This window comes from Pseudoalteromonas sp. bablab_jr010, assembly GCF_016464105.1.
Lineage (GTDB): Bacteria > Pseudomonadota > Gammaproteobacteria > Enterobacterales > Alteromonadaceae > Pseudoalteromonas > Pseudoalteromonas simplex.
The window spans coordinates 84511-99073 of the sequence record NZ_JACDWV010000134.1; the positions used below are offsets into that span (position 1 = coordinate 84511).

Sequence of the window (14563 nt, forward strand, 5' to 3'; positions counted from 1 at the left end):
ATAAAAATCAGCTATTTAAGACGAAATTCAGCGCTTGCTAAGACATTCTCTCTCACACTAAAAATGTCTGGCTACAACGTTATCAGGAAAATAGAATGCGTAGACTCCCACCGGTATTGTTAGAAGATGGTTGCCCTCGTGAACTGATCTCATTGATCAGAACGGTACTTGCGGCATGTAAAGAAATTTCATTTCGTGTTGGTCAAGGCGCCCTATCTGGCGTATTAGGCTCAACCCTAGACGAAAACATTCAGGGTGAAACTCAGAAAAAACTCGATGTTCTAACTAACCAACTTTTAAAAGATATTTTATTAGAATCGGGCTACGTAAAAGCCATTGCCTCTGAAGAAGAAGACTTCACCGTTGCGGGTAATCCAGATGCCAACTACATTGTTGCATTCGACCCACTTGATGGCTCATCAAATACTGATATCAACTCACTCGTTGGTACGATTTTCTCAATTATGGCGGCGCCTGAAGGTTCAGATCCAGCTGATCCTAGTATTTTTATGCAACCGGGTAAAAACCAAGTTGCAGCGGGTTATGTATTATATGGCCCATCAACCGTGCTGGCGTTAACAACCGGCAAGGGCACACGCTTTTTCACCTTAGATAAAACGCACGGTACCTTCTTATTAACACAAGATTTTGCAAGCGTACCTGAAGAGACCAGCGAATTTGCTATCAATGCTTCAAACCAACGCCATTGGCAACCGGCGATGCAAAATTACATCAATGACTTAATTGCTGGTGACACAGGCCCACGTGGTCGTAACTTCAACATGCGCTGGATTGCTGCAATGGTGGGTGATGTGCACCGTGTATTATGTCGTGGTGGTATTTTTACTTACCCAACCGACACGAAAGATCCAAACAAACCAAACAAATTACGTTTATTATACGAAGCAAACCCAATGGCAATGTTAATCGAACAAGCTGGCGGCATAGCTTCTACAGGCACTGAGCGCATCATGGACATTCAACCTGACGCTATTCACCAACGTGTGGCGGTGATCTTAGGTTCGAAGAACGAAGTAGAAACCTGTTTAAGCTACCATAAATAACAAGCAGTAAATGCCTCAAACTGGAAGGCTTCAACTTTAGAAGCTTCCAGTTTTTAATAAACGAGAGATTCTCAACAAGTTACTTACCTTACAGGCACAAAAAAACCGCAACGAGTGCGGTTTCTTAAATTCTTTTGGCGCTTAAATTAAAGGCCTGCGCGGTCTTTAATAACAGCGATTAGTGGTGAACCACCGTGACCGTTCGACTCAGCCCAAGCAATATCAGCACCATCTTCTAAAGAGCTTTTTGATAAGTTCTTAACAATATACTCACCAGTATCTGCCGCGCCGCTTTCGATTGCATGACGAAGCATGTTATTGCCATTGCATTTCACAGCATCAAAAATGTTACGAATTTTCACACGTGAGCTTTTAAGCTTACTACGCAAACGGTTTTTATCATCAGCTGCGATATATTCACAGATAGAAACCGCTAATTGATCATCAGCTTTTGCTGGTGCTGTATACGCAACTGACGCTGATACAACAGCCGCTGCAAGTAACATATTTGGTAACTTCATCATATTTTGCCCTTATGTAATACTTTTTTCTTACCAAGATTGTGTAATATTGTACCAACTAATTAATTTTACCGCAATAATGTTACGAATTTTTGTACAGGGTTACAAAAGTATACGAGTGAGGGTTTTTGTTATCAGGCTGATGCTTTTCTTGCTCGGCAACTGTCCAATTAGCAACACTTTCGTAATCTGGGAACTGCGTATCACCTTCCACTTCAAGGTCGATAAAAGTTAAGTATAGACGATCTGCTTGAGACAGGAATTGTTCGTATATATTTCCGCCACCAATAATCATTACTTCTTCAACATCAGCAACCAATTCCAGCGCAGCCTCTGGTGAAGTAACCACCTCAATACCTTCAGCTGTGTAATCAGCATTACGCGTGATAATAATATTTTGACGACCCGGTAAAGGCCGACCTATTGATTCAAATGTTTTACGGCCCATGATCACAGGCTTTGCCATGGTTACTTTTTTAAAGTGTTGCAGATCGGCGGGTAAATGCCATGGCATTTGGTTGTCTTGGCCAATTACTCGGTTATTTGCCATCGCAGCAATCATTGAAATTTTCACACTAAACCTTAATACTTTTTTCTTATTAATAAAAAAGGAGCGCATGGCTCCTTTTCAGTTTTAAATTTTATCGTTGGTAGATAACTTCCACATCGTAGTCATCATCATCCCAGTCGTCATCCCAATCATCATCATCTTGAGAGGTCGCTTTCTGATGATAAGTATCCCACTTAAATTCAACTTCTTCTTTCTCTTCTTCAGCGAATTTCTCTTTCGGCATACTATCAAGTAGCGCCATAATGTCATGACACAATGCTTGAGTATTTTGTTTATTCGCAGCAGAAATACGGTAAACATTAACCTCTTCACCTAGCTCTTCGGCAATTTCATTACACAGGGCTTCAGCTTCATCTTCTGGTAATAGGTCAATTTTGTTAAATACTAACCAGCGCGGCTTTTCAGCAAGTTTAGGGCTGTATTGGTGTAGCTCATTAATAATCGCAAAGGCATTATCAACCGGATTTGTGCCATCAACAGGCATAACATCAATGATATGCAGTAATACACGACAACGCTCTAAGTGTTTTAAGAAGCGAATACCAAGGCCTGCGCCATCTGAAGCGCCTTCGATTAGACCTGGGATATCAGCAATTACAAATGACTTATTCGCATCTGGGCGTACTACACCAAGATTAGGAATAAGCGTCGTAAACGGGTAATCTGCCACTTTTGGTTTAGCTGCAGAAACACTACGGATAAACGTTGATTTACCAGCATTTGGTAAACCAAGTAAGCCAACATCAGCAAGTAGCATTAGCTCTAGACGTAAGCTGCGAACTTCACCAGGTGTACCTAGTGTTTTTTGACGTGGAGCGCGGTTTGTACTTGATTTAAAACGTGCATTCCCCAAGCCATGGAAACCACCTTTTGCAACAACAACCTTTTGACCATGCTTGGTCAAATCACCTAATGACTCTTCAGTGTCAACATCAATGATACGTGTACCAACAGGTACTTTAAGCGTTAAATCAGCGCCTTTTTTACCTGTCATGTTACGGCTTTGACCATTTGTGCCGCGCTCTGCTTTATGAAAACGCTCAAATTGGTAATCAATTAACGTATTTAAGTTTTCATCGGCTTGTAGATAAACGCTGCCGCCATCGCCGCCGTCGCCGCCATCAGGACCGCCATCTGGTACATATTTTTCACGTCGGAAAGATACGACACCGCTGCCGCCATCACCCGCGTCACAACGAATTTCTACTTCATCTACAAACTTCATGATTACTCACTTTAAGATTGGCTTGTTAATAACTCTATTATATACCTAAGCCCTTCTGATTGCAGGCTTAGCTTAGGTATATATTTATACGCACTATTATGTGCCTTAAAACAAAAAACCCCGCAAAGGCGGGGTTTTTCAAATATCGAGATGATTATTCAGCTACGATATTTACGTATTTACGGTTTAAAGGACCTTTCTGTTCGAATTGAACTTTACCATCTGCTTTTGCGAAGATAGTGTGGTCTTTACCGATACCTACGTTTGCGCCAGCGTGGAAACGAGTACCACGTTGACGAACAATGATGCTACCCGCTAGAACTGATTCACCACCAAAACGCTTAACACCTAGGCGTTTGCTTTCTGAATCGCGACCGTTACGAGTACTACCAGCTGCTTTTTTATGTGCCATTTCTCAGTACCTCTAATTAAGCGCTAATGCCAGTGATTTTAACTTCAGTGAACCATTGACGATGGCCCATTTGCTTACGAGAATGCTTACGACGTCTAAATTTAACAATCTTAACTTTCTCACCGCGACCGTGTGAAACAACCTCAGCTGTTACTTTACCACCGTTTACGAACGGTACACCGATCTCGATTTTCTCACCATCAGCAACTAAAAGTACTGAATCAAATTCAACTGCTGCACCAGTTTCAACGTCTAATTTCTCAAGACGAATTGTTTGACCTTCAGTCACACGGTGCTGTTTACCACCACTTTGGAAAACCGCGTACATAATTAACTCCGTCTGTGCGCCCTCAAATCGACGCAACTAAAATATTCTTCAATAGGGCGCGAAGTTTACGCTAATGTGCAAAAACTAGCAAGCCTCTTTTTCGATAAAATGAATAAAAAATAGCTGCATTGAGAGCAATTCAATATTTTCCCCTATTCTATCCTAAAAACACCACATGCCAAGCGGTTTTTACGATCTCATGACAATTAAATTACGTTAATAATAGGCACCTTTAAAATTCAAAAAGCTGATCACTTATTAATCAAGGTTATAAATTTATATTGGCAAAATTGATCTCAAATAAAAAACTTTACAGTGTTTTTTTACTGAATCATCACAAAATATCGAGCAAGCGCTTTTTTTGTTGTACAATCAGCCCCGTATACCCATAAATATTGGCTCGGAGATCAATGGATATAAAAGCTATCCAGACGTTAATCGAAAATGAAATGGATGACGTCAATCAACTTATACATGCCCAAATGCGCTCAGATGTCGCATTGGTTAACCAACTCGGTTTATACATAGTAAACAGTGGCGGTAAACGCGTTCGTCCTATGTTGGCCATTTTAGCGGCAAAAGCACTTGGTTATGAGGGCAAAGACCATATTACGCTTGCCACTATCATCGAATTTATTCATACCGCCACTTTATTGCATGACGACGTTGTCGACGAGTCACATTTGCGCCGTGGTACGCCTACAGCCAACGCAGAGTTTGGTAATGCAGCTAGCGTTTTGGTCGGTGACTTTATCTATACACGTTCATTTCAGCTTATGGTTGGCCTAGGTAAAATGCCAATCATGCAAATTTTAGCGGATGCAACCAATGTCATCGCTGAAGGTGAAGTATTACAGCTAATGAACTGTAATGACCCTGACACCACAGAACAAAGCTATATGCAGGTTATTTACAGCAAAACGGCAAAATTGTTCGAAGCTGCAACCGGCCTTGCTGCAATTATTACCGAGCAAGACGAGCAAACCCTTGAAGCATTAAACTTATATGGAATGCATCTTGGCACTGCATTCCAATTAGTGGATGATGTACTTGATTACAACGCCGATGCCGAGCAACTTGGTAAAAACATTGGCGATGATTTAGCTGAAGGTAAACCTACCCTACCGCTTATCTACGCAATGCAAAAAGGCACACCAGAGCAAGTTAAGCTAGTACGCGAAGCTATTGAGCTTGGTAATGGTATGGACCATTTAGAAAGCATTCTAGCGGCATTAGCTGACACTAAAGCCCTTGAGTTTGCAATGCAAAAAGCTGAGCAAGAAGCTGACAAAGCAATTGCTTGTATTGCGTTCTTACCAGATACACCGTACAAACAAGCCTTAGAGAGTTTGGCCCGTATCGCCGTTGCCCGCGATCACTAAACACTATTTATTCGAGCCATTAAAAAAGCCTGCATTTGCAGGCTTTTTTGTTTTCGGCGATTTAAAAAATCGCCTATCATCTGTCGGAATTAACCGTTGATGAAATCAACACCTTCTTGGATGTCTTTGTTAAGTGTAGCTAGCATGTCGTTTTTAGCTTGCTCTTCGAATGCACTTAACTCACCGTAAGAAAGGATTTCTTCAACGCCGTTTTTACCCAGACGAACTGGGTGTGCGAAGTATGCTGCGTCACCGTTTTCAACTGCAACGTATGCGTAATCAACTACTTCTTCACCTTGTAAGCCTTTAACTAAAGACATACAGAAGCGTGCTGCTGCAGCACCCATAGAAAGAGTCGCTGAACCGCCACCCGCTTTAGCGTTAACAACTTCAGTACCTGCGTTTTGGATACGTGGAGTTAATGCCGCAACTTCTTCGTCAGTGAAAGTAACACCTTCAACTTGAGATAGAAGAGGAAGGATTGTCGTACCTGAGTGACCGCCGATCACTGGAACTTTAACGTCAGTTGCGCTTAAACCTTTAAGTTCAGCAACAAATGCTTCTGAACGGATCACGTCAAGCGTTGTGATACCGAATACACGGCCTGCATCGTAAGTACCCGCTTTTTTGAATACTTCAGCAACGATTGGCACTGTGCCGTTTACTGGGTTAGTGATGATACCTACTAACGCTTTAGGACAGTTTTTAACGATGCCTTCAGCTAATGTTTTGATGATACCTGCGTTTACGTTGAAAAGGTCCGCACGGTCCATGCCTGGCTTACGTGGCATACCCGCTGGGATAAGAACGATATCACAACCAGCTAATGCTGCGTCTAAGCTGTCAGCACCAAAGCCTTCAACTTTAACGTCTGTTGGGATGTGAGAAAGATCAACCGCTACACCAGGAACAACAGGGGCAACATCGTATAACGATAATTCAGAACCTGCAGGTAAACTTGTTTTTAATAATAAAGACAATGCTTGGCCGATACCGCCAGCTGCGCCTAAAACAGCAACTTTCATTGGAATTCTCCGTAATTTGAGGTAGGAAATATTTGTGGCCCTAAAGATAATGAAATTAGCGACTAAAAACAAATTTATCCTGCTTATTTCGCGTATAATTTCGACCATAGTTGTAAACTTGGCTGTAAAGACACAGCATTTTGGACGACTTTGTAAACTAATACTGCATAAATATGCAGAGTTGTGTAGAATTACCCTACATTTTATGAATAAAGAAACGGCAACATGCAACCACAAGACAAACAAGAAGCACTGATCAAAGCGTTTAAAGCGCTATTAAAAGAAGAAAACTTCGGTTCACAAGGTGAGATTGTCGAAGCATTAAAAGAGCAAGGCTTTGATAATATTAGTCAAAGTAAAGTATCTCGCATGTTAAGCAAATTTGGTGCGGTACGTACTCGTAATGCAAAACAAGAAATGGTCTATTGTTTACCGGCTGAAATGGGTGTGCCAACAGCGAAAAGCCCACTGCGTCAGCTTGTTATTGATATTATGCATAACGAAATGATGATTATTATTCGCACCAGTCCAGGCGCAGCACAATTAATTGCTCGTTTACTTGATTCACTCGGTAAAGCAGATGGCGTACTAGGCACTATTGCAGGCGACGACACTATTTTTATCGCCCCTGCGAAGATTTCTGAAATCGATGTGACGCTTGATCGCGTACGCACTTTATTCGATACCGTTTAAAGCTGCTTTAAGAAGTTTACTGACGGGGCGAAAAACGCAGATCCCATATCGGCTTGAGTAAAATCGAGCCAATGATCATAGCAATCGCCCTGCCCCAAGCGACTCTTTAATACCTGTTCAAACGCATCCCCTTGCGCCGCACACGAAACCATTAAAATTCCCTGCTTATGCACATCACCAAATGGCATGCTTTGGTTTAGCAAAAGAGGCTGGCCATGCTCATCTTTTAATTCACTACGAACCGCATGACTGGTTTCTACAGCAGGCACAATCAAGGTGTTATCTAGACGCGTGCGCCCCATGATTTGCTCTTGCTCTGATAACGATAAATGCTGCCAGACACTCAAATCATGCACAAAGCGCTGAACATGGATATAGCTGCCTTGGTCTTCAAAGTGACCCGGTTTGTCGATAAGTGCTGTACTACGCTTTTGACGGCCATGAGGTGTATCGCCTGCATAAATAAAGCCGTTAAAATCACGTCCATCTAAAAACCGAAAATTACGAACCTGCTCCACCAGCTCAACATCCGGTGTTAATAATTTTAGGATTTGCAGAGCAAATAGATGGTTTACATCTTCACGGTCTGAGCGAATTTGTACAAACAAGTCAAATGGCTGAGCACTAATCACATGCTCACTATGAGTTACATTCGGAAAGCTTTGCAATTGGCTAGGGATAAACTCGGGCAGAATATGCGGCCAATACTGGGCGCCAAGGGCAACCACACACGATAGCATGGCTTCTGAGAACTGATCAGCAAACTCATCTTGAATGACGCTAACGCGTTTTAGTTTTTTACGTAATGACTCATCGTGGCCATCGTAAACATTAAAAAACAGGTGCAAACCATGTAAGTTTGCTTCAGCACAAATCCCAGATTGCGCTTGCGCCATAGTGAATCCTTAGCTTCTCGTTATTTGCACAAAGCCAAGGATTCAAGATTGTTATTTATTACTAATCATGAAAAAAATTGACTGTGTGCGGCATTATTTTTATTTTTACAGGTTGCTCAACAGCTAACATGCGGTCTTGCTCTGCAGCAACTTCACACTCTTGCCCTGCAATATTAATTCGATATACATAACGCGTACCGATAAAGCGCCTGTGCAAAATAGTTAAACTGTTTGCGTCACTGTGCGCAGCTTCACACAACTGAATATGGTGCGGTCTTATATACACTTGACCTTGCTGACAATCTGCATTGTTCGGTGTCAATGAGTGAACCACACCAAACGCCGTTTCGTATTCAGTTGGCGTTAATACTTTTGCCGTTAAGTATATGCCCGTACCAAGAAACTCTGCAACCACCTTTGAGTTAGGTTGGCTAAATAACTGCTCAGGAGAGCCTTGTTGGGCTATTTTTCCACCATGCATAACCGCAAGCGTGTCAGCAAATGCGAAAGCTTCTTCCTTCGAATGGGTAACAAATACCGCAGAAACCTGCTGAGCTTTAATAATTCGGCGTATATCTGCAATAAGCTCAAAACGCACTTGTGTATCAATATTCGAAAATGGCTCATCAAGTAATAATAAACTTGGTTTGTAAGCAAGTGCACGGGCTATTGCCACACGTTGCTGCTGTCCACCAGAAAGCTGATGAGGGTATCGCTGTGCACAACCATCGAGTTTAACAAGGCTAAGCATTTCATCTACACGCTCTCGCTTTTGCGCTTTGCTCATATTGCTAAGACCAAACGCAATGTTGTCGCTTACCGTTAAATGAGGAAACAGCGCATAGTCTTGGAACATCATGCCAATGTTACGTTTTTCCGGTGCAACAAACAGCCCACTATCGTTGACCACTTTTGAATCAATACTCATATAGCCTTGATCAGGCTGTAAAATCCCGGCAATTGCCTTTAAGGTGGTGGTTTTGCCGCAGCCACTTGCGCCAAGCAAACAGACGATTTCATCTTGTTCAACATTGAGGTTTAGTTCACTCAACACCTGAGTCGCATTGTACTGATAAGCTAAGTCTTTAATTATCAAATGACTCATGAGTGATTTTGCTCCATCGAACGATTAACGAAATACAAAGGGATTAACCCAACTAACACGATAAACAAGGCTGAAATTGACGCAAGCTCCAATTGCTCATCACTAACATATTGAAAAACATGGGTGGCCAGCGTTTCAAAATTAAAAGGTCTGAGTAATAGAGCTGCAGGTAACTCTTTCATGCACTCAATAAACACTAACAAACCAGCTGTTAAAATACCGCGTTTTAATAGCGGTAAATGTACTCGCCAAAGGGTTTGCATGGGCCCTTTGCCCATTGATTGGCTGGCCATATCTAACGATGGGCTAATACGTAAAAAACTGCTTTCAAGCGCGCCATGCGCAATCGCATAAAAACGTACAACATAAGCAAAAATCATCGCAAATAAAGTACCGCTTAAAAGTAACCCTGGTGATAGACCAAAAGGCTCAAGCCAATTATTTAATGCATCATCTAGCTGAGTTAATGGGAGCAATACAGCAATCGCTAATACAGTACCAGGTAAGGCATAGCCAGTACTTGCTAAACGCCCAGGGACCAAAGGGTAAGCTTGCTTCGCAATACGTTGATAAAACAATACTAATAAACTCAATAGGATAGTTGCAATGCTTACCACTACAGCCACTTTAAAGCTTTGCCAAGCGTAATTAAAGAATGCCCCATTCCATGCTTCATCTGCATAGACAATGGCATATTTAACTAATACTCCAACCGGCAGAATAAAAGCCAATACCAGCACAACGGTGCAAGCCAAGCTTGCAGCCCATGCCGCACCGCCTTTTAAGCGATACAAAGTTGCGCTGTTTACGCTTGACTGACGTTCATACACAGCTTGATTGCGACGACTAAAGCGCTCAACCATGATGGTTAAAAACAAAATCAGTAACATAATACCTGAGATTTTCGCCGCTGCGGTTAATGAGTAATAACCAAGCCATGTATCATAAACAGCGGTCGTCAGTGTGCTCACAGCAAAGTAGTTAACAGTAGCAAAATCAGCCATAGCCTCCATACTGATCAATGTAACCCCTGCCACAATCGCCCCACGACCAAGAGGCAAACTAACGCGTAAAAAACTTTGTAATGGTGATAGCCCCATTAGTTGACTAGCTTGCACTAGTTTAAAAGACTGCTCTCTGAGTGCCGTTTTAAAAATTAGGTATAAGTAAGGATAGAGTACCAAGGCAATCATAAAAATAGCCCCAGTCAATGTACGAATATCAAAAAAACAGTAATCGTCTGGTGATTGCCAACCAAACCAGTCTCTGAGTGCGATCTGTACAGGCCCTGCATAATCAAGTAAGTCGGTATACACGTAGGCGATAAGATAAGTTGGCATTGCTAAAGGCAGCATTAACGCCCATTCAAATTGCTTACGCCCAGGAAAGTCACAATATGCAGTTAACCAAGCTAACGGCAATGCAATTACACAGCTTAACAGCCCTACCCCTGCAATGAGTATGAGAGTATTACGGGTATAATCCCACAGCACGGTATCGAAAAGGTGCTGAAATACATCTGAATCTCCTTGCAGAGATTCAAATAATAAAAAGGCTAATGGCGTAACAAGCAACAGGCCAATAAGCCAGGCTATAAGCTGCCAACGCGACAGCGAAAACTTCACATGCATAAGTGGATTAATACCAGATAAAATAAAAGCTGTTAAAAAACAGCTTTTATAAAATTGTGTAACGAGGAATGTTCTCGTTATAAATCAAACTTTACTTCATCAATCAGCTTCAGTGCCACAGGGCGATATTTGCTGATCTCATCAAGAGGTAGACTGTCTTCTTTAAACTCACCCCATGATGCAACCATCTCTGATAATGCAACCCCTTGCTTTACAGGGTATTCCATATTCACTGAAGCATACATATTTTGCGCCTTATTGTCGGTCATATACTCAATCAGTTTCAAGGCATTTTCAGGGTTTTTAGCATAACGGGTCATAACAACGCCCGATACATTGATATGAGAACCACGGTTTGTTTGGTTAGGGAAGTTAATATATACCGCTTCTGCCCAAGATTTTTGCTGCTCATCTTGCATCATTTTGCCAAAATAATAGCTGTTGCCTAACGCCAGATCGCATAAACCTTCTTTTACGGCTTTGACTTGCGCTCTGTCATTACCTTGCGGTTTACGTGCTAAATTGGCTTTTACGCCCTCAAGCCATTGCTTAGTTTTTGCTTCGCCATGGTGAGCAACCATAGAAGCAACTAAACCTAAATTGTAAGGATGTTTACCAGAGCGAGTGCAGATCTTACCTTTGTATTTTGGGTCCGCTAAATCTTCGTATGTTAACTCACCAAGCGCACCAACGCGCTCTTTTGCAGAGTAAACATTACGTACACGTTTAGTAAGTGCTATCCATTGACCGTCGGAATCGCGAAAAGTACTTGGCACATTCGCATTAACTACATCACTATTAATTGATTGCGTTAAGCCTAAATCTTCTAATTGAATCAGCGCACTAAAATTTGAGGTTAATACTAAATCAGCCTTGCTATGTTTACCTTCACGCTTTACACGTTCAATCAGCCCTTTTTTGGCAAAAACCACATTGGTTTTAATACCTGTTTGCTTAGTGAAATCATCCAAAATAGGCTGAATTAAGAATGGTTGACGAAACGAGTAAATATTTACTACATCTGCAGCAAATGTAGGCGCGCTTAATAATGCGCTAAGTAATACTAAGGCTGTTTTTTTCATTTTATAGCACCTAAATAATAACAATTATCAAAATATTTTACCTAGAATTAGGGCAAAGTGCACCCGTTTAAACTTATATTTCAATCAACATAGCTGCCATTTAGGAATTTGCATGTAAGACATATCTCACCCACATGGCAGTTATTGAGTAAAAAGCACCAGCAAACACTGCATAAAAAAACCTAACTAACTGAAATTTAATGAAATATATTAAATGACAATAAAATAACCAGCAGATTAAGTAAGATTTTGACCTACTCAGCTTTGCCTATTTCTCTATAATTACTTACATCAACTAAGCAAGAAGCTTAATGAGTAGATGGATAAGGAAGCATTACTCATAATACCGCGGAATAAGGTTCATTAGGAGAATAAGGAATCAAGGACAGGCTCAGGAAGAGTAACGCAATGGAGTGACAACCTACGGACAGCATCAGGATGATGTGGAATGGCATAACAACAGGATGTTGTTATACAGGAAGTTCAAAAAGTGGAATAAAGGACAGGCCGTTAGGGCATCGCAACGGATTTGCAAATAAAGGGATAGTGTCGGGATGGCATGTAAGGGAATGGTAAAGTGATTACCAGCAAGGATGTAAAGGACTAACAAGGAAACAAGGCGGGATTGCCTTATATTACACAGAACCAATAAGTAAAGTGTAATCGCATGGATTGGCAAAGTTTAGGGAGTTGATTAGATTCAATTGCAGGATGCAAAAAATTAAGAAGATTCCGCAAGCGCGACTAGAGATAGTACGCGCTTTTCTTTTGCCTACAATTTAGTAAAGAGTTATTGCTCTGGGCGTCCCTTATTTCGCTTACCAAGCAGGTAAGCATCTCTAAACTTAATAAAATGTTGCTCAAGCTTTTGAGTTGCATCTTCTTCACCAGCAAGAGCAAGAACCATAATAGCCACCTCAGCAGTACCTAGTTGATGCTCATGCGGGGCAACACGCAATCGATAATCCGAAAGCTTTTCAGGTGTAATTGAAAGCACAGGAAAATTATCTAGATAAGGGCTTTTACGGATCATTTTCTTAGCTTCGCGCCAAGTACCATCTAAAAAGATAAACAATGGACGTTTACCTTCAACAGGGGTTACTTCGGTGATCACCCGCTCTTCGTCGTCTACATCGCTAGCAGGAAAAATAACCATTGGCTGATACTGGGGATCTGCCAATAAGCTTAATAAGGCTTCATCTGGATTTGTTCTATCCCATTTAAAGGCATGGTTATCTGGCACGATTTCAGCAATTAAACGGCCAGTATTTGACGGCTTAAAACTCTCATTATGGTACATAAGTAAACAAACCGCGGCATCACACTTTGCCTGTTCAACACCATCACAAATACAATAGTGTTCGGCTAATAAACATCGCTCACAACGCGTTAACTTTGCTCCTCGCGCTTTAAATTCACGACGAGACTCAGTCATTTGCTGAGCACGAAGCTTTAACACGGAATTTTTTGAGATAGTAGCCACTGTATTTACCAGATAATTAAACGGCGCGTATTGTAGCTAAAAATAAGGGGAATAGATATCTGCAAGCCCAAAGAGCAAGCTATTTCTAAAAAATGAAGAGAAGTAGTGTTATAAAAAATGCAACAAGGGTTAGCTTCCAAAAAACGGCTATTAAATCGCTATTTTTATTACGTAAATCATCTCTGTGGGACTTCTTCAAAAACACGACCTGTAAATCTGATAAGCCTTTACAGTGCGGACACTCTGGCTCAAGATAATTTACTTCTAAGCCACATCGTGAACAAGGCTTACTGCGAATTAAACCAAAGCGAAACATTTGTTTGTCCTTTTCTTAAAACTCCATAGCTGAATTTACTGTATCTTAACTACTTTTCTAAAACCAGCTCTGGCATTGTGTATGCGCTCATACTCCTTTAAAATAGCGCCCTTGCATATCATCGAGGCTGGCTGTGTTACTCAATTATAATCCCCCAATGACACCTTATTTAAGTATTGTTTATCAAGACGATGACTTACTTATTGTGAATAAACCAAGTGGTTTACTTACTGTGCCGGGAAAAGACCCAAAACACGCCGACTGCCTTATTGCTCGCATTAATCGCGTTTTCCCAACGGCAAAAATTGTTCACCGCCTTGATATGGCGACCTCTGGCATTATTTGTTTAGCTATGCATAAAGAAGCGCATCGTAATTTAAGCATTCAGTTTCAAGATAGAAAAACCGCGAAACGCTACATTGCTTGTGTATTTGGTAAGCTTGAGCAAGAAACTGGTTCTGTAGATTTACCACTTATTTGTGATTGGCCGAACCGCCCAAAGCAAATGGTTGATCACGACAATGGCAAACCGTCATTAACCCACTTTAAAGTGCTAGAGCATGAACAGAATGCAACTCGTGTCGAGCTGACTCCTATTACTGGGCGTTCTCACCAACTACGTGTGCACATGCTGTCATTAGGTCACCCTATTTTAGGCGATAAGTTGTATGCTCACCCCGAGGCATTCGCCATGTCTCCCCGCTTACAACTGCATGCCGAAATGCTTACCTTAGCTCACCCTGCAAGCGGTAAAACACTGATTTTTGAAGCCGCTCCTGAGTTTTAAGACAATTCGCTAAATATTTAATAAAGACTGCCGATAGTTAAT

The 14563-nt window shown here is 41.5% G+C and carries 15 protein-coding genes; 4 read left to right on the forward strand and 11 right to left on the reverse strand.

Translation table 11 applies throughout. The features are described from left to right. Positions 1-95: 95 nt before the first annotated feature. On the forward strand, positions 96-1064 hold the full coding sequence (locus JIG37_RS12285; RefSeq protein WP_138619101.1) for a class 1 fructose-bisphosphatase: 969 nt from the start codon (positions 96-98) through the stop codon (positions 1062-1064). 146 nt (positions 1065-1210) lie between these two features. Here the strand turns inward: JIG37_RS12285 and JIG37_RS12290 are convergent, their stop codons facing one another. The 5 genes from JIG37_RS12290 to rplU form a co-directional block, all read right to left on the reverse strand. Next, positions 1211-1588: a DUF3718 domain-containing protein gene (locus tag JIG37_RS12290; RefSeq protein WP_054551017.1), complete on the reverse strand. Its 378-nt coding sequence runs from the start codon at positions 1586-1588 to the stop codon at positions 1211-1213. Between the two features lie 79 nt (positions 1589-1667). Further along, a complete protein-coding gene (gene folA / locus JIG37_RS12295; protein WP_054551329.1) occupies positions 1668-2159 on the reverse strand; it encodes a type 3 dihydrofolate reductase in 492 nt (163 codons plus the stop codon). Positions 2160-2226: 67 nt separating this feature from the next. Next, on the reverse strand, positions 2227-3381 hold the full coding sequence (cgtA, locus tag JIG37_RS12300; RefSeq protein WP_054551016.1) for an Obg family GTPase CgtA: 1155 nt from the start codon (positions 3379-3381) through the stop codon (positions 2227-2229). 154 nt (positions 3382-3535) lie between these two features. Then, complete coding sequence (gene rpmA / locus JIG37_RS12305; RefSeq protein WP_054551015.1) at positions 3536-3793, reverse strand: 50S ribosomal protein L27; 258 nt, start codon at positions 3791-3793, stop codon at positions 3536-3538. A 16-nt stretch (positions 3794-3809) separates the two neighbouring features. Beyond that, positions 3810-4121: a 50S ribosomal protein L21 gene (gene rplU, locus JIG37_RS12310; protein WP_036965957.1), complete on the reverse strand. Its 312-nt coding sequence runs from the start codon at positions 4119-4121 to the stop codon at positions 3810-3812. Between the two features lie 410 nt (positions 4122-4531). Here rplU and ispB point away from each other — a divergent pair, with 410 nt between their 5' ends. After that, the gene (gene ispB / locus JIG37_RS12315; RefSeq protein ID WP_054562777.1) at positions 4532-5503 is read left to right on the forward strand and encodes an octaprenyl diphosphate synthase; all 972 of its coding nucleotides are present in this window, start codon (positions 4532-4534) and stop codon (positions 5501-5503) included. An 89-nt stretch (positions 5504-5592) separates the two neighbouring features. Here ispB and mdh read toward each other — a convergent pair whose 3' ends face one another. Continuing rightward, positions 5593-6528 carry a malate dehydrogenase gene (gene mdh / locus JIG37_RS12320; RefSeq protein WP_054551013.1) on the reverse strand — a complete coding sequence of 312 codons (936 nt, stop codon included), beginning with the start codon at positions 6526-6528 and terminating at the stop codon, positions 5593-5595. 225 nt (positions 6529-6753) lie between these two features. On the opposite strand from mdh, the gene argR reads away from it, so the two are divergent. Beyond that, positions 6754-7221 (forward strand): transcriptional regulator ArgR, encoded by a 468-nt coding sequence (gene argR, locus JIG37_RS12325; protein ID WP_054551012.1) that lies wholly within the window; start codon positions 6754-6756, stop codon positions 7219-7221. On the opposite strand, the gene JIG37_RS12330 is transcribed toward argR, so the two are convergent. The 5 genes from JIG37_RS12330 to JIG37_RS12350 all read right to left on the reverse strand — a co-directional run bounded on the left by JIG37_RS12330 (position 7218) and on the right by JIG37_RS12350 (position 13370). Next, a complete protein-coding gene (locus tag JIG37_RS12330) occupies positions 7218-8117 on the reverse strand; it encodes a Dyp-type peroxidase (protein WP_054562779.1) in 900 nt (299 codons plus the stop codon). The genes argR and JIG37_RS12330 overlap by 4 nt on opposite strands. A gap of 61 nt (positions 8118-8178) precedes the next feature. Then, positions 8179-9222 (reverse strand): ABC transporter ATP-binding protein, encoded by a 1044-nt coding sequence (locus tag JIG37_RS12335; protein WP_199529473.1) that lies wholly within the window; start codon positions 9220-9222, stop codon positions 8179-8181. Continuing rightward, positions 9219-10853, reverse strand: a complete 1635-nt coding sequence (locus JIG37_RS12340) for an iron ABC transporter permease (protein ID WP_199529474.1) — start codon at positions 10851-10853, stop codon at positions 9219-9221. Before JIG37_RS12340 ends, JIG37_RS12335 begins: the two co-directional genes overlap by 4 nt. 77 nt (positions 10854-10930) lie before the next feature. Next, the gene (locus JIG37_RS12345; RefSeq protein ID WP_054551008.1) at positions 10931-11935 is read right to left on the reverse strand and encodes a Fe(3+) ABC transporter substrate-binding protein; all 1005 of its coding nucleotides are present in this window, start codon (positions 11933-11935) and stop codon (positions 10931-10933) included. Between the two features lie 790 nt (positions 11936-12725). Then, positions 12726-13370 carry a DTW domain-containing protein gene (locus JIG37_RS12350; protein WP_187490306.1) on the reverse strand — a complete coding sequence of 215 codons (645 nt, stop codon included), beginning with the start codon at positions 13368-13370 and terminating at the stop codon, positions 12726-12728. A 497-nt stretch (positions 13371-13867) separates the two neighbouring features. On the opposite strand from JIG37_RS12350, the gene rluA reads away from it, so the two are divergent. Then, positions 13868-14521 (forward strand): bifunctional tRNA pseudouridine(32) synthase/23S rRNA pseudouridine(746) synthase RluA, encoded by a 654-nt coding sequence (gene rluA, locus JIG37_RS12355; RefSeq protein ID WP_199529475.1) that lies wholly within the window; start codon positions 13868-13870, stop codon positions 14519-14521. Positions 14522-14563 lie beyond the last annotated feature (42 nt).